The following is a 21,257-nucleotide window of genomic DNA, read 5'->3' on the forward strand; positions in this document are numbered from 1 at the left end:
TATCTCACCTCAGATTCCAAGAAAGTTCTTTACTGCCTTTTCCATTTCTGTTCTATCTACAACAGTCTTGTGTCTGATCTCAGCTGTTCTGATAGATGTGACAGCTTCTGGAATATCTACCTTAGAGATAGCTGAAAGTTCATCAGCAAGAGCAAAATCATCCTTAGAATCATCACCATGTCCAAGTGCATTCATAACGCTTCTTGTGAACTTAAATGGACTTGCTGTTGAAGCGATAACTGTTACCTTATCATCTCCTGTTTCTTTCTTGTATTTATCATAAACAGCGCTTGCAACAGCTGTGTGGGTATCAATAAGATAGCCTGCACCATCAAATACTTTTTTGATAGTTGCAAAAGTCTCTTCCTCTGTAGCATATCCGCCATAGAAAGAATCCAGTTTTGCACGCATATCATCTGTTATTTCATACTTGCCATCATTTGAAAGCTTAGCCATAAGATCTGCGTCCTTAACAGAATCATTGCCGGCAATATGATAAATAAGCCTCTCAAGGTTAGATGAAATAAGAATATCCATTGAAGGTGATGATGTTAAAACAAAATCACGGTTTCTGTCATATTCACCTGACTTAAAGAAGTCAAATAATACCTTGTTTGAATTGGAAGCACAGATAAGCTTAGCAATTGGTACGCCCATATTCTTGGCATAATAAGCAGCAAGGATATTGCCAAAATTACCTGTAGGAACTACAACGTTGATCTCATCGCCGTCAGCAATCCTGCCCTCTTTAAGCAGCTTACAATATGCATAAACATAATATGCGATCTGAGGAACAAGTCTTCCAATATTGATAGAGTTTGCTGAGGAAAACTGGAATCCCTTGCTATCCATAAGTTCTGCGAGAGCCTTATCAGTAAAGAGCTTCTTAACTCCAGTCTGAGCATCATCAAAGTTTCCTTCGATACCAATAACGCAAGTATTGTCACCCTTTTGTGTTACCATCTGTCTTTCCTGAATAGGGCTTACGCCGTGCTTTGGATAAAAGACAATGATCTTAGTGCCAGGAACATCTGCAAATCCTGCAAGTGCAGCTTTACCTGTGTCTCCACTGGTAGCTGTAAGAATGACGATATCATTCTTTACTGCATTCTTCTTGGCAGCTGTAGTCATAAGATATGGAAGGATTGAAAGAGCCATATCCTTGAATGCAATTGTTGATCCGTGATAAAGCTCAAGATAGAAAGCTCCGTCTGCTTCTGATAATGGAGCAATCTCCTGTGTATCAAACTTAGAATCGTATGCGTGAGAAATGCAATACTTAAGCTCCTCTTCGGTATAGTCTGTAAGAAGAAGCTTCATAACTTCGTAAGCTGTTCCCTGATAATCTAGATCTGCAATTTCTCTAAGTGATTTTTCAAGATGTGGAATATGGTCAGGAACATACAAGCCACCATCTCCAGCGAGGCCTCTAAGTATAGCCTCTGACGCTTTAATATTCCCCTTTTCCCCTCTGGTACTACTATACAAAACTTCCTTTGCCATTGCTTTTACTCCTCATTTATTGGTAAAATAATAATAAGTATACCATAATACTCTAGGAAATATCCACTTTTATTTTAGCGCTTTGAATCATTAAAGTTTTTTCTTAACTGGGGGATCTATTGAATAACAAGAAAATCGTTGGAGTATATTACACCTCTTTAAAAGATGGCACTCCGTCCTATAGAGCTTCTATAACCTACTGCGGAAGGCATATTGCCCTTGGTTCCTTTGACAATGACAAGGACGCTGGCAATGCCTATAAAGACGCAAGCAAGATTCTGAACAATCCAAAATATGACATAAGTTCATACGATAAAAAAATGACTCTTCCTTTCGATAAGTATGTCTCTTTGGTCAATTACAGAGACAAGGGTATGTACATTTCAAACCCTATCTATCTGGAAAAGAAGTATTTTTTGTATTACCTGTCTCCTGATCTGGCCCTTAAATTTGATATTGATGACCTCTTTTACTATTCATCTCACAAGATCATGAAAAGAGGTTCTCATCTTTTCGTAGCTGATTACGGCAGCCAGCTTTCAGTTCTACAGCGCTACGGTATCAAGAGCTACGCAGTTTTGGGAAGAGATTATAGATTTGCCAACAACGATCCAACGGACCTTAGATACGAGAATATTATTATTCTCAACAGATACCATGGTGTAAGACAGTTTGCAGAAAAAGGCTTTATCAGATATAAAGCTGTCATACACGTAAAAAGCAACTATGTTATAGGCAAGTATAACTCAGAGGCAGAAGCTGCCATCGCCTACAACAAAGCTGCTGATATGCTCATAAAACAAGGTATAGATAAAAACTATGAACTAAACTATATAGAAGAGCTCACTGCTTCACAGTACGCTGACATCTATATGAAAACGAAGATCTCTCCAAAGATCAGTACCATTACTGGATGATCAGTCACGAGGTTTCATGTAGAAGTTACCCATTATCTCTTCTGTTCTGATAGAATTGATAAAGGCGTTTGGATCAAGGGACTTTATCTTTGGAATAAGCTTTCTGATATCTGAAGCGCTTACTATTGAGTAAACGATCTTTTTATTCTTGTGGGCAAAAGAGCCCTCTCCATCAATAAGTGTTGCTCCATGTCCACACTCAGCATATATCATAGCGCATACTTCATCTGGCATATCCGTGATTATGAAAAGTGTACGTTGCTGGTATGTCTTGTAGAGCATGTGAAGTGCCTGTGTTGAAACATACTGGTAAATTATGGAATAAAGCGCTTTATCCCAACCAAACATAAATCCTGCAATTGTAAGAAGTACTACATTACCACCAAGAATTATAGGGAATGCGTCCATTCCTTTTTTCTGTGAAAGGAAAATGGAAATAAAATCTGTACCGCCACTGGTTGCATCAACTTCAAGACACATAGTGATAGCTATAGAGTTCAGGATACCACCAAATACTGCTACAAGAAGTGAATCATGAGTTACAGTCATAACTGGAATAAGGTCAACGAAGAAACCGTTGAATATAACCATGATCATTGAGAACAAAGTGAACTTCTTGCCTATATAACGGAAACCTATATATACAGGTATCGCATTTAATATGATATTGATCGGGGTGTAAGCAATCTGAATGCCACAATACTTGGCTGCTGCTCTCTGAATAACAATAGTAAGACCCTGCGCACCGCCAGGGATAAGTCCGCCACCATTGATGAAGGTCTGTATATTAACAGCCATAAGAAAAGCTGCTAGTAATACAACTATCAGCCTGATGGTGTCTCTTTTAAGAGTTGAGATGATCCTTGTTTGTTTCTCTGACATAAATATGCCCTTTACATTTATATATTTTACGAGCTTAGTATAACTCTTTATATGTAAACTGGCTAGATATTTTTTTGATTTATGTAAACAAATTCAAGGAAACGTCAGCCTACGATCTCATCTACTCTGTCAGCATATTTGATCCTGTATATCCTGATCAAAGACTCATTGATCCTGTCTTCCGAAATCTCTCCGCTATTAACTGCTGATAAAAGACCTTCATAAGCTGCTGTAAAATCTTCCGGACAATAGATCATGTCAGCGCCAGCCTTGATGGCTTCTACGGATGACTGCTCAGGAGTATAGTACTCTGTGATCGCACCTTCATTCATAGCACCTGTTATTACAATTCCTTCAAATCCAAGTGCTCCTCTAAGCTCATCATCTATGATTACTTTTGAAAGTGATGCAGGAGTGTTATCTCCAGCAACCTGAGGGAATGAAGCATTTGACATCTGTATTGCGCTGATATTAGCATTATCAATAGCATTTTTAAAAACTGTATACTCTCCGGTAACAAGTTCCTCTTTGCTCTTATCTACAACCGCCATCTGCTTGGATGTATCTGCACTTGCTGGAAATGCCACTGCGCAGGCACTTACTCCAGACTCCTGAATACCATTCACCAGAGAAGCAGTGATATCCTGGACTGCAGCTATATCTGTACCATAATCTCCACTCTCAGTTATATCCATGTAAGGAGCAAGATCAAAGTTAAATCCATAGCCAAACATAGCAGCACCAATGGCTGAACCTGCATTATAAGCCGCATCAGAACTATCTATGTCTGAAACGTCCTCAATACCGATAGCACTAGTTATAGCACCATTACCATTTTCATTAGTCATAGTAAAAAGAGGATACTTGCTCATAGACGCTGTAGTACTAAGCATCTCTGAAATCTGCTCTGCGGATTTGATATTCTTTTTGGAATATACGATTCCTCCAACAGCATAGGTAGAAAGGGCATCCTGTGTACCTGATCCTGCCTTGATCGCTGTATCAACACCTGTAAGCTGTTCTGGTGTTACTATGAAAAGAGCTGCCACCTTATCTTCAATTGGCATCTCACTTATACAACCGTTAACAACCTCATCCAAAAGGTCTTCTTGCGTCATTTCCTGAGGTTCCTGCTCAGTTTCAGGAGTTTCTATAACAACAGACTGCGCACTTGCTTCTTCTGCAGCTTTCTGTTCTTCTTCTGCCTGCTTTTCTACTTTATGACCATCAAATACTTTTTTGACACTTATAATGCCAAAAGCTCCTGCTCCAAAAATAACAAGAACAAAAACTGCCAAACAAATATATGCTATTAACTGACTACGCTTTCTTCTTTGTCTACGCGCCAATCTCTTTTCATCAAAATCCTGTTCGTCGATTCTACTCATAATATCCCCATATCAAAACTTAATTTCTAGTCATATTTTAGCATATATTAGTACCGTCTGCACAAAAAATCAGGGCAGAAGCTTCATCATATTACCTGCTTCTGCCCTTATACCGAGTACTCATCTTCTAAACTAAATATTTCGTCCAATGGACTGTTCCTCCGAATTTCTCAGCCATTTTTTCCATTTACTTTTGCATTCATATGCTGTGGCTGCAAGGTATTTATATTGCAATTACCACCAATCATGTACTCAAATTGCTGTATTACTACTTCTTTTGAACTTAGAACTTTTGATTAAATAGAACCTATTACTTAGTCTGGTGGTCCGTACCATCCTTTCTTCGAATATTTTAACTACCTATCCCTTTGGAGTGTACCTACCTTTCTTTCTCCCCGTCCCCAATTGTATATTTCGACTGGAGAAGTATTTTTTATGTTATTTTCTTGATGATTTTATTATAGATATGCCTCTATAATTTGTCAATACACTTTCTCATTTTTATTTAATTATTTTGAATATATCGTGCTAATTGTAAAATATTCTGCGTATTTTTATAATTGTATATGCTTTTCATACAATTATGCAGACTTTATATCACCAATCTCAAATGCAGAAAATAAGAGGATCTTCAGGTTATAAAATTTTTATACTTTTTACTTTTGGGTTAAAAAATCAAAAGGGCTGTAATTAGAATTGTTTTTCTTTTTAAAACAACTTCTAATCACAGCCCTAAATTATAGGAGTAAAAAATCGATCAATCTAAAGGATATTTATCAGTAAGAGTCTTGATGATAGCGCGGGCTTCATCGTTCTTTTCGCCCTTGCTCTTGATGACTACTGCTATTGCTTCAGCAATCTTATCCATATCATCAGTATTCATGCCTCTTGTGGTAACAGCAGGTGTACCAAGGCGGATTCCACTGGTTACAAATGGAGACTGCTGCTCATTTGGAATAGTATTCTTGTTTGCAGTGATATGTGCATCATCAAGCCATGCCTCAACCTCTTTACCTGTAAGACCATAATTTGTAAGATCTACAAGCATAAGGTGGTTGTCTGTTCCGCCAGATACGATCTTGATGTCTCTCTTCATAAGACCATCGCAAAGAGCCTTTGCGTTATCAACAACATTCTGAGCATATGTCTTAAATTCAGGAGAAAGAGCTTCTTTAAAGCAGACTGCCTTAGCAGCAATAACATGCTCTAATGGTCCCCCCTGTATTCCAGGGAATACTGCCTTATTGATCTTGAACTTATCCTGTGCTTCCTGATTCCAGAGAATAAGTCCGCCACGAGGTCCGCGAAGTGTCTTGTGAGTAGTTGTAGTAACTACATCAGCATATGGGAATGGGCTTGGATGAACGCCAGCAGCAACAAGTCCAGCGATATGTGCCATATCTACCATAAGGATTGCACCACAGGCATCAGCAGCTTCTCTAAATTTCTTGAAATCTATTGTTCTGCAGTAAGCTGACGCACCAGCAATGATAAGCTTAGGCTTATGCTCTACAGCAAGCTTGTACATAGCATCGTAATCAAGCACACCGTTCTCATCTACTCCGTAAGGTACAACTTTAAAATATGTACCAGAGATGTTAGCTGGGCTTCCATGAGTTAAATGACCGCCCTGGCTCAGGTTCATTCCCATGATAGTATCACCAGGCTGAAGAAGCGCAAACTGAACAGCAAGATTTGCCTGTGCTCCTGAATGAGGCTGTACATTTGCATAATCACAATTAAAGAGCTTCTTTGCTCTCTCAATAGCAAGCTTTTCTACTTCATCTACAACATAACAACCACCATAGTATCTTTTACCTGGAAGTCCCTCTGCGTATTTGTTAGTAAGTGGACTGCCCATAGCTGACATAACAGCCTTACTGGTCCAGTTCTCTGAAGCGATAAGTTCAATATGATCATTCTGTCTTGATACTTCTGCTTCGATCAAAGATGCAATCTCTGGGTCTACTTTTCTTACTTCTTCAAGCGAATACATTTCTTACTCCTCCCACTATTCAATTCTACAATTTAATGTGTTAAAGTCACATCTCGCATATCGTACCATACTATCCAAAAAAATGCTATAATGTTTTCGATTAATTCTTTTAACAGGAGTGTCTTATGTATTACTGCATAGTGAATCCTTCAGCCCGCTCAGGAAAAGGAAAAGAAATCTGGAACAAACTCGAGTACAAATTCTTAGAAAAAAAATTAGACTATAGACCTTACCTTACTAAGGGACCAGGTGATGCCACAAAGATAGTCAGAAATCTTATGGAAAACCCGGATGAAGGTATAGAAGCACCTTTTAAGATAGTAGTTCTTGGAGGAGACGGAACGCTTAATGAGGCCATCAACGGAATAACTAATTTCGATGATGTACTTCTTGGCTACATTCCCATCGGATCTTCAAATGATTTTGCAAGGGATCTGTCTTATCCTAAAGATGTGGATGAACTGTTGGATTCAATTATAAAGGGCGAAAAGACAAGATCTTTGGATCTCGGAAAGCTGACATACAACAATATGACCAAGCCTTTATCAAGGCTGCATGACGACACAGTATCAAACACAAGATATTTTGATGTAAGTTCAGGAATAGGTTTTGATGCAGCTGTATGCGAGGAAGCTTTATCTTCCGGAACCAAGAACTTTTTAAACAAGATTGGTCTAGGTAAGCTCACCTATGGTCTCATAGCTATCAGACAGCTTCTTAAGGCTGATAAGATACCCTGCGACATTGAACTTGATGACGGCACTACCGTGCATTTAAAGCGCTTTATCTTTATTGCTGCCATGGTACACCACTACGAGGGAGGCGGTTTTAATTTTGCACCAAAAGCTGACCTTACAGATGGTAAATTCGATCTGTGCTACGCAGGTGATATGCCTCCAGCAAGGATGATGTTTGCTCTTCCATTTTCATTTTTTGGCAATTACTACTGGATCAAGGGCATAGGCCATCACGTCGTTCAAAAAGCAACGATCAAGACCATGATTCCTATGTGGGTTCATACAGATGGCGAAGTATCTGTTAAATCTGACAATATTACAGTTGAATGCCTTCAGCAGAAGTTATCAATGATGTGCTGATAAACACTAAATATAAAAACCGGTATGAGTAATCTCATACCGGTTTTAAAATGTCATATCTGTTTAATTGTAATACGCAAGCTTTTCTTCTCTCTTCTTGCAGAAGGTTTCCATGAAGGATGTGTGATATATCAAAAGATAGAACACAGTAGCCATTATGAAGGCTGTTATCACATCATACATAGAATGCTGCTTGATGAAAAGAGTTGAAAGAATGATTGAAATTCCAATAAAATCACTTATTGCCTTTGCCAACTTATTAAATCTCTTACTGCGATGAATTGCTATCATTGTTCCAAGAGAATTATAAACATGGATACTTGGCCACAAATTAGTTGGTGTATCACTAGCATAAATAATGCCAACCATATGGGTAAAGATATTGTCTCTTGGAAATACCGCAGGTCTAAGCTGGTGCATATTAGGAAAGACTGTAGAAATAACAAGGAAAATAGTCATTCCAGTAGCTAAAAAAATGAAATTCTTGTAGTAATCTTCTATGTCACACATCAGCATAAAAAATACCAATGTAAGAGACACATACAAAAACCACATGTAGTACGGGATAACAAAGGCCTCAACAAATGGAATAATGTCATCTACTGCTGTATGGATCACTGCATAGTGAGCAAATCTATGTCTCTCTATACAGATAAACCAGATCATGTAGATTGGAGCATAGATCATGATCGGTTTAAAAAGCATAAGCAGATCATGGAAGTACTCCATGTCAAGCGGCCTTCCTATCCATCTTTCGATTTTTTCTTTCATAATAATATTGCCCCTCATGTAACAAAAACAAAACAAATTTGCTTGGAACTACTCTAGCACACTTTAATTATTAATTAAAGTGAAATATTTTCTGAAGGAGTTTATATCCTGCTAAAGTAATCTTTCTTCCGCCCTTTCCTGGAAGATAGATATATGTTCCTTCGATACTGTATCTGATCTTGACATAGAGCCAGAAATTCTTTTCCTTTATATAGTCAAGAAGTTCTTTTCTCTTAGCAAGATTTTCCTCTGTATCCTCAGTAATAAGGAGTACAGATGAAATAGCTGTAATGATCTCGAGATAGTTGAACATGTACTTATGTCTTTCTCTCTGAGAACGGATCATTCCATAATTTTCTACATAATAGTCGATCATAAGCTTGTTAACTCTAAGCTGCTGATCAATTCTTGAAAGCATGATCTTCTGGTTAACAGACTGATCTTCACGTCCAATGTAGTAATAATAGAAATTAACATCAAGGTAATACATTGTCTTAACAAATGGCAATGGATTGAAAACATAGATGTTATCCACATAGAATGTGTGCTCAGGAAGCTTTAGTCCACAATCCTTCAAAAGCTTTGTTCTAAAGATAACAGAATGCATTAACAGGTAATGTCCCTTAGGTGTTCTCTTAACATCTTTCCATGTAAAGAGCTCCTCAATAGGGAACATAGTGTTATAGCGCATTACCTTATGTCTTTTCTCTCCAACCTTGTTATAAACAAAGTTACTGATAAGAAGGTCAAGCTGTGTCTCTCCACCAGCAAGCTCTGCCAGTGTTGAAAGGATCTTTCTGTAAGCTATCTCTTTTACCCAGTCATCAGAATCTACAACCTTAAAGAAAAGACCTGTAGCATTCTCAATTCCGGCATTAACTGCGCTTCCATGTCCGCCATTTGGCTTATGAACTGCTTTAACGATGGTAGGATATTTCTTGGCATATTCATCAGCAATCTCTGCTGTTCTATCCTTTGATCCATCATCTACAATTATGATCTCGACTTCTTCTCCACCTACTAAAAGTGAATCAATACACTTGCTCATGTAGGCTTCAGAATTGTAACAAGGTATCGCAACTGAAAGTAATTTCATTATCTATTAACTCCTTAATCTAGTGCTTTCAAATTTTTCCATTGTTGTAAGGCAGGTACGAAGGTCTGCATATCTGTCATAGACATCGCCCTCTTCTACAACCACACCAAGAGACATGGCCATGATATCGATCATATCGTTGGTGATAACAGGTCTTAACTTGGATAAGATGTCATTTTTGTCCGCAGCAAGATCTGCATCCATGAACTCTATAACAAGTGGATCAAGATTGAGTTCCTCGGCTTCAGCATCTACTGTCTTATCCATTACCTCAGAATGTTTGTATGGCTCGTTTCTAAACTGTTCTCTTATAGTCTCAGTAGTTGAATGGTTCACTTTCTTTTCTTCTGCCTTGACTTCAGCCCCGCTCTCAGGCATCTTCTCGGTCTTTGGCTGTTCAAGCAAAGCCTTCTCAACCTTTTCAAAACGATATTTCTGTGTAACTTCAGGATACTTGACCCTGTCTACTTCAGACATAAACATTGAAAGAGGTCTGCAATATGTCTTGTAGTCGCCATAGAGCGCCTGGTAAACAACCAATTCCTCTCTGGTCTCTGAATGTATCGCTATAGTGACGATCTGATACAGATTTCCCTTAAAATGTCTGTATATCTCCTGTGGTATTGGTCTTGGTCTATCCACTGTGCTCCTCCTATAAAAACATTTTGCACATCTACCTAGTATAACCCTATAAATATCTTTTTTCAAATTAAGCCTTAGGTCTCTTGGTTGTGCATCCTATTATCACTATCTCAACGCAAATAACGTAATCAAGCTTACCCGTCTTAACTGCCTCATCATTGGAAGCACAAAGTTCCAGTGCATCACGAAGCTCGTTAAAACTAAATTCTCTTGCCCAGTTCTGATATTTTCCAACAAGGAAAGGCGCTATTCCTGCAGCACTTGCTATCTGTCCCTTCTCCCTATGGTTATCAGTCATTTCCTTTATCTGTAGCATAAGATTAAACTGTCTTGTAATAAGAGCCAGAATCTTGGCTGGTGGTTCCTTTAACGCAAGAAGATCATAATACAGGTCGATAGCTCTTTTTTGATTTCTGTCAGCTATAGCATCTGTCATTGCAAAGATCCTGCTGGTGATCCAGTTAGCACATACTGCTTCAATGTCCTCTTCTGTAACTTCGCTCCTATCTATGCAATAGCACACAAGCTTCTCTATCTCGCTACTTATATTGGACATATCAGTTCCAACACGCTCTATAAAAAAAGAAAGCGCTCTGCCTGATATATTCTTGCCCTCAGACTTAAACTTGCTGTAAACCCACTTTTTAAGGGTTTCTTCATCCTGCTCGTCGCATCCCATCTCGAGTCCTAACTTAGAAGCCGCCTTAAAGATGTCTTTTCTCTTATCTACTTCTTTCTCAACAAATATAAAGAAGGTTGTCTCTGATGGGGCCTTAAGATATTCTGCAAGCTCAGCACATCCGCTCTTAAAAAAACCACTGTTCTCAACAAGAATGACTCTTTTATCTGATAAAAAAGGAAGTGTCTCAGCCATATCAATGACTTCAGCTGGATTGATGGAATCTCCCTCATACCTTGTAAAATTCATGGAATCAGCTCCGCCTCCAAGGGCTTTAACAAGCTTATCCCGATTCTGCAATCTAAGGTATGCTTCCTGTCCATATATCAAATAGCACTGCTTAAAAGTACCATTCTTGATGTCTTCATTAAGTTGTCTTTGCTTAGCAGGAAAGTCTGATGTCTTTACAGCCATTTGTCTAATCTCCCAAAAAACTTGCTTCAGGAATTATTCTAACAGATATGGAAGATCTAATGCAATAAACACGGTTTTAGTCCAAAAATGCACGGATATTCATTTTATTGCCGTTGATCTTTACAGTAATATTACCTGATTCATCTGTTCTATATATCCTGGTCCCTGAATTCTTCAGCCTTTCAAGAAGCTCAGCATGTGGATGGCCGTAGGAATTACCTTCACCGCAGCTGATACATGCAACTTTTGGACTTAAAAGTTCTACAAATTCAGTATCTGTAGTATATCTGGATCCATGATGAGCAACCTTCAATAATGTCAGATCCTCATATTCAGCTTTATCTTTTTTGATGTCTGCCACAAGGTGCTCCTGCCCTTTTCCTTCAACATCTCCTGTAAAAAGAGCTTTGAACTGTCCATACTTTAGATAAAGAACCGTAGAATACTCATTTGCTCCTTCTACTGTCATATCTTTTTGTGGATTAAGACAGGTAAGTTCAAGGTCCTTGAATGCTATTTTTTCGCCGCAGCTGATGTAACTAACAGGGATTCCCAGCTCTTTTGCTGCCTCCTCAAGTTCCAGATAGCCCTTTTTCCTGCATAACTTATACACATCTGGAAGTATCAGATTGTTGATAACAAAATCATCTTTTTTCACAAGATCAAAGATCTCTAATATGCCTGAAATATGATCTAAATCTTCATGAGTTATTACCACAGCGTCAAGTTTCCCAATGCCTTCATAGGATAAATATGGAATTATAGAGTATTTTCCGACTTTCTTTTTGCTTGTACTACCTCCGTCTATCAAAATGGTTTCATGGTGCGTTCTTAATAAAATGGAGTCTCCCTGGCCAACATCTATCATAGATATCTGAAGGTCCGGGAGATTTTTATATAAAAGGATGACGGTAGCTGATATCAAGACTAACCACTTCCCACAATATCTATAACGAAGTACCTTATTATTTATCTTCACTTTTGGAAATATGATAATAAGTGCCATAAGCACATAATACAAAACTATCTTCCACTTCTGAGAATGCCCAAGATAAAGGATCTTGCCTGGAAGAATGCCGGTTCCAAGACATAGTGTACTGTAGATCTTAAGTATCACATGTATCAAAAAAGCCTCTATATCAACAAATATCCCTACTCCCATTCCTAAAAGAGCCATAGATACAATGGAAAGCAGAAAATATGCTATGCAGCCAGTAAGTAATAAAATGATCCCAAGAATCATAAGTGGTTCCATTAATGGCAACACAACAATATTTAGAAAAAATGAGTATATCGGAAATGTATAATAAAAGCTGACATAGACTGGAAGCGTCATGATAGTGACACAGATTCCTACTTTCATGCTCTCCATGGTTTTATCAGCATATCGTTTAATAAAGCCATCTTTCTTATCATCAACAAACCTCATTTTTCTTAGCCTTTTCCCATCATTTTGTGAAAAGAGATTTGGCTTAATAAGTGCTATTGCAACTACCGCAGCAAAAGAAAACAAAAAGCCACTGTTATACAGATATAATGGCTGATCAAAAATAAGAAGCAGTTCTGAAAGAGCCAGGGCTGAAAGTACATCATAGGTCCTTCCTAGCACCTTTGAAAGTATCATGACCACAAACATGCATATCGCTCTAAAGGCTGATGTACTAAGACCACACATACTACCATAGAGAAACATTATAGCTATAGATATTGATGTTCCTAACACCATAGGAAGCTTTAGTTTTTTTAGAAGTTTATATACTCCCATTCCCAGTATAGAGATGTGGAGACCACTAACAGCTAAAACATGCATAATACCACTGTTTTTGTATAGTTCTTTTACCTCATCATCCATAAAAGCCTTGTCACCCAAAAGGACAGCCTTCATGATAGAGGAATCATTCTTATCAAGCCTGTTATCCAGGATATATTCCAGGAACCGTCTAAGCCTATAAAGATTTTCCTTGATGAAATCTCTTTTGCCATCTGAAGCGTAAATCCTGGCATTATACAATCTATATGCAATTTTTAATGACGAATAATACAGACGACTGTCGAACTCTCCAGGATTTCTGGGAGATGAGAAGGCGCTTACTTTGCCGCCCAAAGAAACCATCTCTCCAACAGAAGGCTTAAAACCATCATTTTCGAGATAGCATTCAACATATTTAAAATTTCCTTTTAACCTATCACTGGGAATCAGATAGATAACTAGAACTTCTTCTCCTGTAAGCCCCAATCTGACTTCCTTCTCGGAAACAATTCCTGTCATTTCAATGAAGGAGCCATCTTCCGCCACAGGAGAATAGTTCGTTAATGTAGAAACAGAAAATTCAAGATAGATAAAGACAATCGCCGTAATGATCAAGGAAATGAAACATAACGGCCGTTTCATAAAAACAAAACTCCTAAAACTTATTCTATAATATCCAGATTCCTCTCATATGAACCCGAAATAACAAAATCCATGTAAGTGAATGTAAGCTCACCGTTTACGGACAATACAACCTTATTCACATTCGAAAACTCAACGATGGAGTTTACTACTGAGTAAAGTGCAACCTCAGCTGTTACATTATTGGGCTGTGTCAAAAATGCCGAGTCAAAGTCTACATAGCAGACACCATCTTTGATGCTGATACTGTTAAGCTTACAATCCTTGTTGATAGTCGGAAAAGCTATGTTGGTATTTGGTCCGCCAATGACCTGCTCTACCACAAGCCTCTCCATGGAAATATTACTGTTGTATACTACAGATCTATAAACAGGAACAAGCTTGTCTCCTGTTTCATTTGCAAAATAAAGCTTAAGCTCGATCTTTTCATAGGTGTTGATCTCATTACCAACATTATAGATGAACTGATCCGCAGACATATTGCCAATGATATTGCCATAGTGGTCAGTAAGCGGCGTTCCTTCAATCTGAAATGTTACGTAATCAATAAAATCAAGCTGTGAGAAGGTTCTTACTATTGCAGCTCTGTTTAGTATCTCAATAGTTCTTCCAAGCTCGTTGTAGTTTCTTCCAAAATTAAGTGTAAGTATCTTATCCTTTAAAGAATAACCTGAAAGCGTGACATTCTTGATAGGTGCCACGTAATCACGCTTGTCTGAATCCGTCTTTAGCACATCAAGAAGTTCATTTATTATGCCTTCTATATCATCTTCACCAGCTTCAATATTGTAGACCTTTGAAATGATGCCGGTCTCCTCTGGATTGATATAATATACCTTAAAGTTTTCTTCATCTTCGCGGCTTCCATTTCCACAGGATACCATGGACATAAAAAGACTGACACAAAGACCTAAAGATATTATTTTTTTGATTTGATGTCTGATCTTCAACTTCATAATACTTTTGAGCCATTACTGATAAGAGGAATCTTAACAGTAAATGTTGTCCCTTCATCAACTGTACTGGTAACATCAATTGTTCCTCTGTGCATGAGCACAGCATTTCTAGCAATAGCAAGACCCAGACCGGTTCCACCGATTTCTCGTGATCTGGACTTATCTACACGGTAGAATCTCTCATAAATATGATCCAAAGAATCTCCAGGAATACCAATACCTGAATCCATAACCTTCACTGTGAAATACTGGTGATCAGCGTCAAGCTCAACCTTAACCCAACCATTGTCTCTATTATATTTAATAGCATTTTCAACAAGGTTCATAATAACAAGCGATATCTTAACCTCATCGATCTCAGCAGTGATAGTCCTCTTACTCTCAAGTGTAAGATCTATGTTGCGTCTCTGAGCTATAGGTTTCATCCTCTTAAGAACCACCTCTGTTAAAAGAACTACATCTACAGAAGTAATATTAAGTCCAGAAGCCTTTTTATCCATCTTAACAAGAGCTAAAAGATCATTGATGATCTTATCCTCTCTGTCAATCTCAGCTCCAATATCCTGCATGAACTCTCTATAGACTTCATTTGGTACATCCTGCTGAGATAAAAGAGAATCAGCAAGAACCTTGATGGATGTAATAGGTGTCTTGAGCTCATGAGAGACATTTGATACAAATTCCTGTCTTGAATCATCCAAAACCTTCATTCGTCTCAAAAGAGCATTAAAAGCATTGATGATCTGTTCAGTCTCATAATAGTTAGGGCCAATAACAGGGTCATCAGTATAACCAGCCTTAACATCATTGATAGCTGCTGTAATCCTGTCGAATGGTTTAAGAAGTGCCTGTGAAACAAGTACTGCAAATACAAGGATAACTAAAACAATGATAGTTTCAAGTGTTGTAGCTCTTTTACTAAGGATAGACAAAGTAGTATCAATAGTATCTGTTGATACACTTGTAAGTAAAACACCTCTTACAACCTCATTGGATGTTGAACTTCCGGTAACATCGCCCTCTTCTATCATCTCTGTTGTAATGATAGGCGTAATCATCTCAATATAGCCATTTGCACTGTCATATTTTGAGACTGTTCCCTTTGATCCAGTCTTAAGGCACTTAACAACTTCCTCAGAGATAATAGTCTTTCCCTGACTTATATTATAAGTATCCTTTACAACCTTAAGATCGTCGTTGATAACCATTACACGACCATCATAAAGATTGGCAAGCATATCAAGTTCTGCATTTATAACTTCTGAAGAGGTATCCTGGAGATAATTATATGTGATCAAATGATTTGCCAAGATTCTGAGCTGAGTTTGAATCTCAGACGATCTAACATTGACAGCACGATCTTCATAACTATCCAAAATAAGGGTATGCATCGCAAAACATGACGCAAAACCTGTTATAAAGACAATTATGAAAAATCGTACTCGTAGACTTTTTAGTATATTTCGAATGTTGATTTGTTTAAAAAATTCGGCCATATCGCTAGTTGAAATCATCCCTGGAAATAGTATCCGCTTCCCCACTTAGTTCTCACATATCTTGGCTCACTTGGATTAACTTCAAGCTTTTCTCTAAGTCTTCTGATATGTACATCTACTGTTCTCTCATCGCCTGGATACTCTGACCCCCAGATAGTTTCAAGAAGCTCTTCTCTTGAATAAACCTTTCCAGGATTGTGGATAAGAAGTTCCAAAAGCTCATATTCTCTACTTGTAACGTTGATCTCTTTTTCCTTAACGAATACTCTTCTATAAGCCTCATTAAGTTTAAGGTCTCCAAAGATCAGGCAATGCTCATCTGAAGGAGCTTTTGTTGTTCTACGGATGATTGCTTTGATCCTTGCCTTTACCTCAAGAATATTGAAAGGCTTGGTAATATAATCATCTGCTCCATACTCAAGGCCAAGGATCTTGTCCATGTCATCGCCCTTAGCTGTCAACATAATGATAGGAACAGTTGAAAATTCACGAATCTGCTGGCACACTTCAAAACCGGTAAATTTAGGAAGCATAACATCAAGTAAAATAATGTCATACTCATTGGCCTTAGCCATATCTATTGCTTCCTGACCATCATATGCACAATCAACAACCATACCATCCTGTTCAAGGCTGAATTTGATTCCTTTTACTATTGCTTTCTCATCATCTACTACTAGTGCCTTCTTGCTCATTCCCTCACCACTTTCTTTCTATACAGTTATATGATCCTTTATCTTAGAAAAAAGTTTTTCTTTTATTCCAGATACTTTCATAATATCTTCAATGGTACTAAAATTCCCATTTTGCGTGCGATAATCAATTATCTTATTGGCTATCCCGTCGCCGATGCCAGGAATAGTCTTCAGTTCTTCCTTGGAAGCTCTGTTGATATTAACAAGCCCTGATCTTGGATCAGAATTCGAAAAGCTATCTGATATTTCGGGCTGTAAAGTACTTACTTCTTGAACTGTTGGGATCTGTATCTTGATACCATCTGAGATAGGTTCAGCCAGATTAACGTAGTTATGATCAGCTTCTGCAGAAAAACCTCCCGCAGCCATCACTGCATCATTTACTCTACTCCCCGCAGGAAGCTCATAAACTCCAGGAGATACCACTGCTCCACAGATATAGATAACCATTGTCGTTTCTACTAGTGTATTACTGGCGCCCTCATTTGAGTCACAAAGGTCAGAATCCGAAGAATCAGAAAATGTTTCATTCTCCGTAACCTCTGTAAGAATTATGTCAGAACCGTTGTTAGCATTAGTGCACCCAGTCAAAAGTAGTCCCAGTGCTACGATCAGTACTAAAAATTTACGCATGTTTCCTCCAAATAAGAGGACCCCGCCATGCATTATTTTATTCTAGACGATTGTAAAAAAATTCGCAAGTGATAACAGATCAATCACTCTCTTCAGTAAGGCCTTCTGTAATAGACCCATCATCAGGATCAGGAAGAGTCTCCTCAGTATAAGCATCACCTGTAACCTGAGTCATGATATTCTCAGAAACTGCCTTAAGGATGCTGTTACAATCTCCACCGTTCCAGATATCTGTAAATGCTATCTCAAGCTGCATCCACAGGTTACTTGTCTCAATAGTCTTAGGCATAGGAACCGAATTGCTATATACCTTAACAAATGTGTCAAGGTTGGCATCACCATAATTTACACCATTGTGAGCTGCTACTTTACCACCAAGCGTATAGATATCTCCTGAATTATCATTGAGAAGATACTTGGCAAAAGAGTTTGCTTCAGAAGGATGCTCTGAATAACCATTAACCACGATACACTGAGTAACGGACATTGTCCTTGTACTAAACTTCTGTGAAAGAGCTGGGATCTCAGCTACCGCAAATTCATACTTGCAGTCTCCAGAAGCCTGAGCAGCCTGTATCTTTGCAAGAATATCTGTTGTTGCTACTGTAAATACAATTTTACCATTAATGAAATCATCTGTAACCTTATTGTAATCAATATCATCTGCATCGATAGCAAAGAACTGATTAAGAAGCTGATAAATCTTCATACAGCTGATGGTATCTGTATTGTAAATATCAATCTGATTAACGTCATCACCGGCTTCGCCGCCTACGTTCATATAATTACCTACAAAGAAATAATTATAAAATATATCTGTAACATCCCATTTAAAAATAGCATCAACGCCATCTGGCACATTGTAGCTCAAAGAGAATTTCAAAATATCTGCAATTGAACGAGGAAGTGAAGCATTTACATACTGATCGATCTGCTGCTGAGAAATCTCTGCTTCTGACGCTTCTTCTACAGCAGCTGTTGATTCAGAAGTTGATGCTGAATCTGAAGATTCATCAGCCTGTTCCTGAGCCGCCTCTCCGTCTGCCTTATCAATCTCAGCCGCAATATTCTCTCTTGCCATTTCATCAAGATATGTCTTGTTATAAACAAGAGAACTGGTCTCAAAATAGAATGGGTAAGCTATGAGCTTATCCTTGTAAGTAACAGAATTAATAGCTGCTGATGGAAATACTTCCGGATTAAGATAAGCAGCGCCGTTGTCAATTTCAAGGGCAAGACCTGCAAGATAAGCTTTTTCAAGCGAGTCGTTTGTTATTATAAAAAGATCTGGGTAATTATCATCTTCCAAAGAAGCTTTGTTGATGTTTTCAAGATATTCAAGACCTGAAACAAGAACAGGTTCGATCCTGACTTTTTTGCTAGATTCAGAATAAGCCACTGCCCTACTCTGAAGGTATGGAGTGAGTGCATCATCCGTATACCATATTCTGACAGTAGTCTTTTTCTTTTCAAAGAAAGATCTATCTTCAAAGACACTCTGTCCCAGGCGGGCATAGATCATAGTGCCCACCAAAGTACAAAGTATTAATATTACTGAAAAAATTCTAATCCTTGCTTTCATAAACTCCCCAGACATGAGTCTAAGATTTCTATCATGTCATCCACGTTTTTCTTTGTAATTACGAGGGGTGGCACAAATCTTATGATCTCAGCGCCTGCGTTTATCAAAATAAGGCCTTTTTCAAGAGCTTTATTGATAACTTCAGCAACAGGTCTGTTAAATACAAGTCCCTGCATCAGACCTACGCCTCTTCTAGTTAAAATAAAGTCATATTTATCAACAAGTTCATCAAGGCGCTTTTCAAGATATGGTGCTACCGCATTCACATTCTCTATTATATTGTCCTGCTTAAATAAATCAAGAACTTTGTTAATAGCAGCGCATGCAAACGGGTTTCCACCATAGGTTGTTCCATGATCTCCTGCAACAAGTGAATTGGCTCCAACTTTTTCAGTCATAAGGAAAGCTCCAACTGGTACTCCACAGCCCAAAGCTTTGGCAGTTGTCATGATATCCGGCTTGATACCATATCTCTGCCAGGCAAACATAGAGCCTGTCCTTCCCATTCCGCACTGGATCTCATCAAGGATCAGTAAAATATCCTTCTCGTCGCATAATTTTCTTACTTTAGCAAGGAACTCTTTGTCTGCAGGAAAAATACCGCCTTCTCCCTGGACAGTCTCCATTATAATAGCACATGTTTTTTCATTTACACATGCAAGAACGCTATCAAAGTCATTTAGATCAGCAAATTTTATGTTTCCGATCATTGGTTCAAAAGCTTCTCTATAATGTGGATTGCCTGTTACTGATAAAGCTCCAAAGGTCCTTCCATGGAATGAATGATTCATGGCTATGATCTCATGATCATTTTTACCATCCTTAAGATATGCATATTTCCTTGCTGTCTTAAGCGCTCCTTCCACTGCTTCTGCTCCACTGTTAGTAAAGAACACCCTGTCCATCTGGGATACTTCCTTAAGCTTTTTGGCTGCCTCGATGGCCGGAACATTATAATAGTAATTAGATGTATGAAGAAGCTTATCTATCTGATTTTTCAGAGCATCATTATAATCTTTGCAGTTGTAGCCAAAAGCAAACACAGCGATTCCAGCCACAAAATCAAGATACTTTTTTCCATCAAGATCATACAGATATACACCATCACCTTTGTCCAAAACTATCTGATATCTGTTATATGTATGAAGAAGTGCCTTTTCAGCTTCATCTATGTATTTCTTCATTGTTTCGCTCATGTCACTCTCCTTAATCCTGGATCATTCATTTTCAGCAAGGTCATCATTATCAGGCATAAACATGGTTCCAACACCCTTATTAGTAAAGATCTCAAGCAAAATACAATGCGGGATCCTTCCATCAAGGATATGCACTCTGTTAACGCCTTCCTTTATGGCATCTGTGCAGTTGTTAAGTTTTGGAAGCATTCCTCCACCTATGTTGCCGCCTGCGATCAGAGCATCCGCCTCTGAACATGTAAGTCTTGAAATAAATGTAGACTTATCATTTATGTCTTTGTAAACGCCTTCAATATCAGTAAGGAATGCAAGCTTATCAGCTCCAACTGCCTTGGCAATAGCACACGCAGCGTCATCAGCATTGATATTGTAAGTGTCAAAATTATCATCAAGTCCGATAGGTGCAACGATTGGAAGATAATCATTATCAAGAAGATCGAATAATACCTGCGGATCAACCTTATCAACCTCTCCCACAAAGCCAATGTCCTGGCCCTCGGAGTATTTCTTTGTGACATGCAAAAGACCTGAGTCCTTGCCGCTTATGCCAATTGCCTTAACTCCAAGTTCCTGAACCATTGTCACCAGCTGCTTATTGACTCTTCCAAGGACCATCTCAGCTATTTCCATGGTCTCCTTATCAGTTACGCGAAGTCCGTTGACAAACTGTGCTTCTTTACCTACCTTTGTTACCCAAGAGCTTATGGCTTTGCCGCCGCCATGGACGATAATAGGTTTAAGTCCTACCAGCTTCAAAAGAGTGACATCAGTTATCACATTCTTTTGTAGTTCCTCATTACTCATGGCACTTCCGCCATATTTTACTACTATGATCTTCTTGTTGAATTTCTGAATATAAGGAAGAGCCTCTACAAGCACCTCCGCTTTTTTAAGTACGCTTTCCATATCCTTATCCATAGTC

The 21,257-nt window shown here is 38.4% G+C and carries 18 protein-coding genes; 2 read left to right on the plus strand and 16 right to left on the minus strand.

Translation table 11 applies throughout. The features are described 5' to 3' along the window. Positions 1–9: 9 nt before the first annotated feature. Positions 10–1,503 carry a threonine synthase gene (gene thrC, locus bhn_RS08765; protein ID WP_071176341.1) on the minus strand — a complete coding sequence of 498 codons (1,494 nt, stop codon included), beginning with the start codon at positions 1,501–1,503 and terminating at the stop codon, positions 10–12. Between the two features lie 119 nt (positions 1,504–1,622). Here thrC and bhn_RS08770 point away from each other — a divergent pair, with 119 nt between their 5' ends. Further along, complete coding sequence (locus bhn_RS08770; RefSeq protein ID WP_083385860.1) at positions 1,623–2,420, plus strand: hypothetical protein; 798 nt, start codon at positions 1,623–1,625, stop codon at positions 2,418–2,420. Here the strand turns inward: bhn_RS08770 and bhn_RS08775 are convergent, their stop codons facing one another. The 3 genes from bhn_RS08775 to glyA all read right to left on the minus strand — a co-directional run bounded on the left by bhn_RS08775 (position 2,421) and on the right by glyA (position 6,686). Continuing rightward, on the minus strand, positions 2,421–3,302 hold the full coding sequence (locus tag bhn_RS08775) for a YitT family protein (RefSeq protein WP_071176342.1): 882 nt from the start codon (positions 3,300–3,302) through the stop codon (positions 2,421–2,423). Positions 3,303–3,406: 104 nt separating this feature from the next. Further along, positions 3,407–4,690, minus strand: a complete 1,284-nt coding sequence (locus bhn_RS08780; RefSeq protein WP_071176343.1) for a glycoside hydrolase family 3 N-terminal domain-containing protein — start codon at positions 4,688–4,690, stop codon at positions 3,407–3,409. 757 nt (positions 4,691–5,447) lie between these two features. Next, a complete protein-coding gene (glyA, locus tag bhn_RS08785) occupies positions 5,448–6,686 on the minus strand; it encodes a serine hydroxymethyltransferase (protein WP_071176344.1) in 1,239 nt (412 codons plus the stop codon). A 125-nt stretch (positions 6,687–6,811) separates the two neighbouring features. Between glyA and bhn_RS08790 the strand changes: the two genes are divergently transcribed. Beyond that, positions 6,812–7,783 (plus strand): diacylglycerol/lipid kinase family protein, encoded by a 972-nt coding sequence (locus bhn_RS08790; protein WP_071176345.1) that lies wholly within the window; start codon positions 6,812–6,814, stop codon positions 7,781–7,783. A 63-nt stretch (positions 7,784–7,846) separates the two neighbouring features. Here bhn_RS08790 and bhn_RS08795 read toward each other — a convergent pair whose 3' ends face one another. The 12 genes from bhn_RS08795 to argB all read right to left on the minus strand — a co-directional run bounded on the left by bhn_RS08795 (position 7,847) and on the right by argB (position 21,253). Next, on the minus strand, positions 7,847–8,554 hold the full coding sequence (locus bhn_RS08795; RefSeq protein ID WP_071176346.1) for a phosphatase PAP2 family protein: 708 nt from the start codon (positions 8,552–8,554) through the stop codon (positions 7,847–7,849). 70 nt (positions 8,555–8,624) lie between these two features. Next, positions 8,625–9,650, minus strand: coding sequence for a glycosyltransferase family 2 protein (locus bhn_RS08800; protein ID WP_071176347.1), 1,026 nt, complete (start codon positions 9,648–9,650; stop codon positions 8,625–8,627). Positions 9,651–9,656: 6 nt separating this feature from the next. Further along, positions 9,657–10,292, minus strand: a complete 636-nt coding sequence (locus tag bhn_RS08805) for a DUF1653 domain-containing protein (RefSeq protein WP_071176348.1) — start codon at positions 10,290–10,292, stop codon at positions 9,657–9,659. Positions 10,293–10,359: 67 nt separating this feature from the next. Further along, on the minus strand, positions 10,360–11,385 hold the full coding sequence (gene holA, locus bhn_RS08810) for a DNA polymerase III subunit delta (RefSeq protein WP_071176349.1): 1,026 nt from the start codon (positions 11,383–11,385) through the stop codon (positions 10,360–10,362). A 76-nt stretch (positions 11,386–11,461) separates the two neighbouring features. Then, positions 11,462–13,777 carry a DNA internalization-related competence protein ComEC/Rec2 gene (locus bhn_RS08815; RefSeq protein ID WP_083385862.1) on the minus strand — a complete coding sequence of 772 codons (2,316 nt, stop codon included), beginning with the start codon at positions 13,775–13,777 and terminating at the stop codon, positions 11,462–11,464. Positions 13,778–13,797: 20 nt separating this feature from the next. After that, positions 13,798–14,667 (minus strand): GerMN domain-containing protein, encoded by an 870-nt coding sequence (locus bhn_RS08820; protein WP_161487314.1) that lies wholly within the window; start codon positions 14,665–14,667, stop codon positions 13,798–13,800. 62 nt (positions 14,668–14,729) lie between these two features. Then, entirely contained in the window at positions 14,730–16,229 is a 1,500-nt protein-coding gene (locus tag bhn_RS08825) for a sensor histidine kinase (RefSeq protein ID WP_071177486.1), read from the minus strand. Positions 16,230–16,243: 14 nt separating this feature from the next. Further along, positions 16,244–16,924, minus strand: coding sequence for a response regulator transcription factor (locus tag bhn_RS08830; RefSeq protein ID WP_071176352.1), 681 nt, complete (start codon positions 16,922–16,924; stop codon positions 16,244–16,246). A gap of 18 nt (positions 16,925–16,942) precedes the next feature. After that, on the minus strand, positions 16,943–17,557 hold the full coding sequence (locus bhn_RS08835; RefSeq protein ID WP_071176353.1) for a helix-hairpin-helix domain-containing protein: 615 nt from the start codon (positions 17,555–17,557) through the stop codon (positions 16,943–16,945). A gap of 79 nt (positions 17,558–17,636) precedes the next feature. Next, entirely contained in the window at positions 17,637–19,139 is a 1,503-nt protein-coding gene (locus bhn_RS08840; RefSeq protein ID WP_071176354.1) for a sugar ABC transporter substrate-binding protein, read from the minus strand. Beyond that, positions 19,136–20,335 (minus strand): aspartate aminotransferase family protein, encoded by a 1,200-nt coding sequence (locus bhn_RS08845; protein ID WP_330393193.1) that lies wholly within the window; start codon positions 20,333–20,335, stop codon positions 19,136–19,138. The genes bhn_RS08840 and bhn_RS08845 overlap by 4 nt, the downstream gene beginning before the upstream one ends. Before the next feature lie 21 nt (positions 20,336–20,356). Further along, on the minus strand, positions 20,357–21,253 hold the full coding sequence (gene argB / locus bhn_RS08850; protein WP_071177488.1) for an acetylglutamate kinase: 897 nt from the start codon (positions 21,251–21,253) through the stop codon (positions 20,357–20,359). Between the last annotated feature and the right edge of the window lie 4 nt (positions 21,254–21,257).

The organism is Butyrivibrio hungatei, assembly GCF_001858005.1.
Taxonomy (GTDB): domain Bacteria; phylum Bacillota; class Clostridia; order Lachnospirales; family Lachnospiraceae; genus Butyrivibrio; species Butyrivibrio hungatei.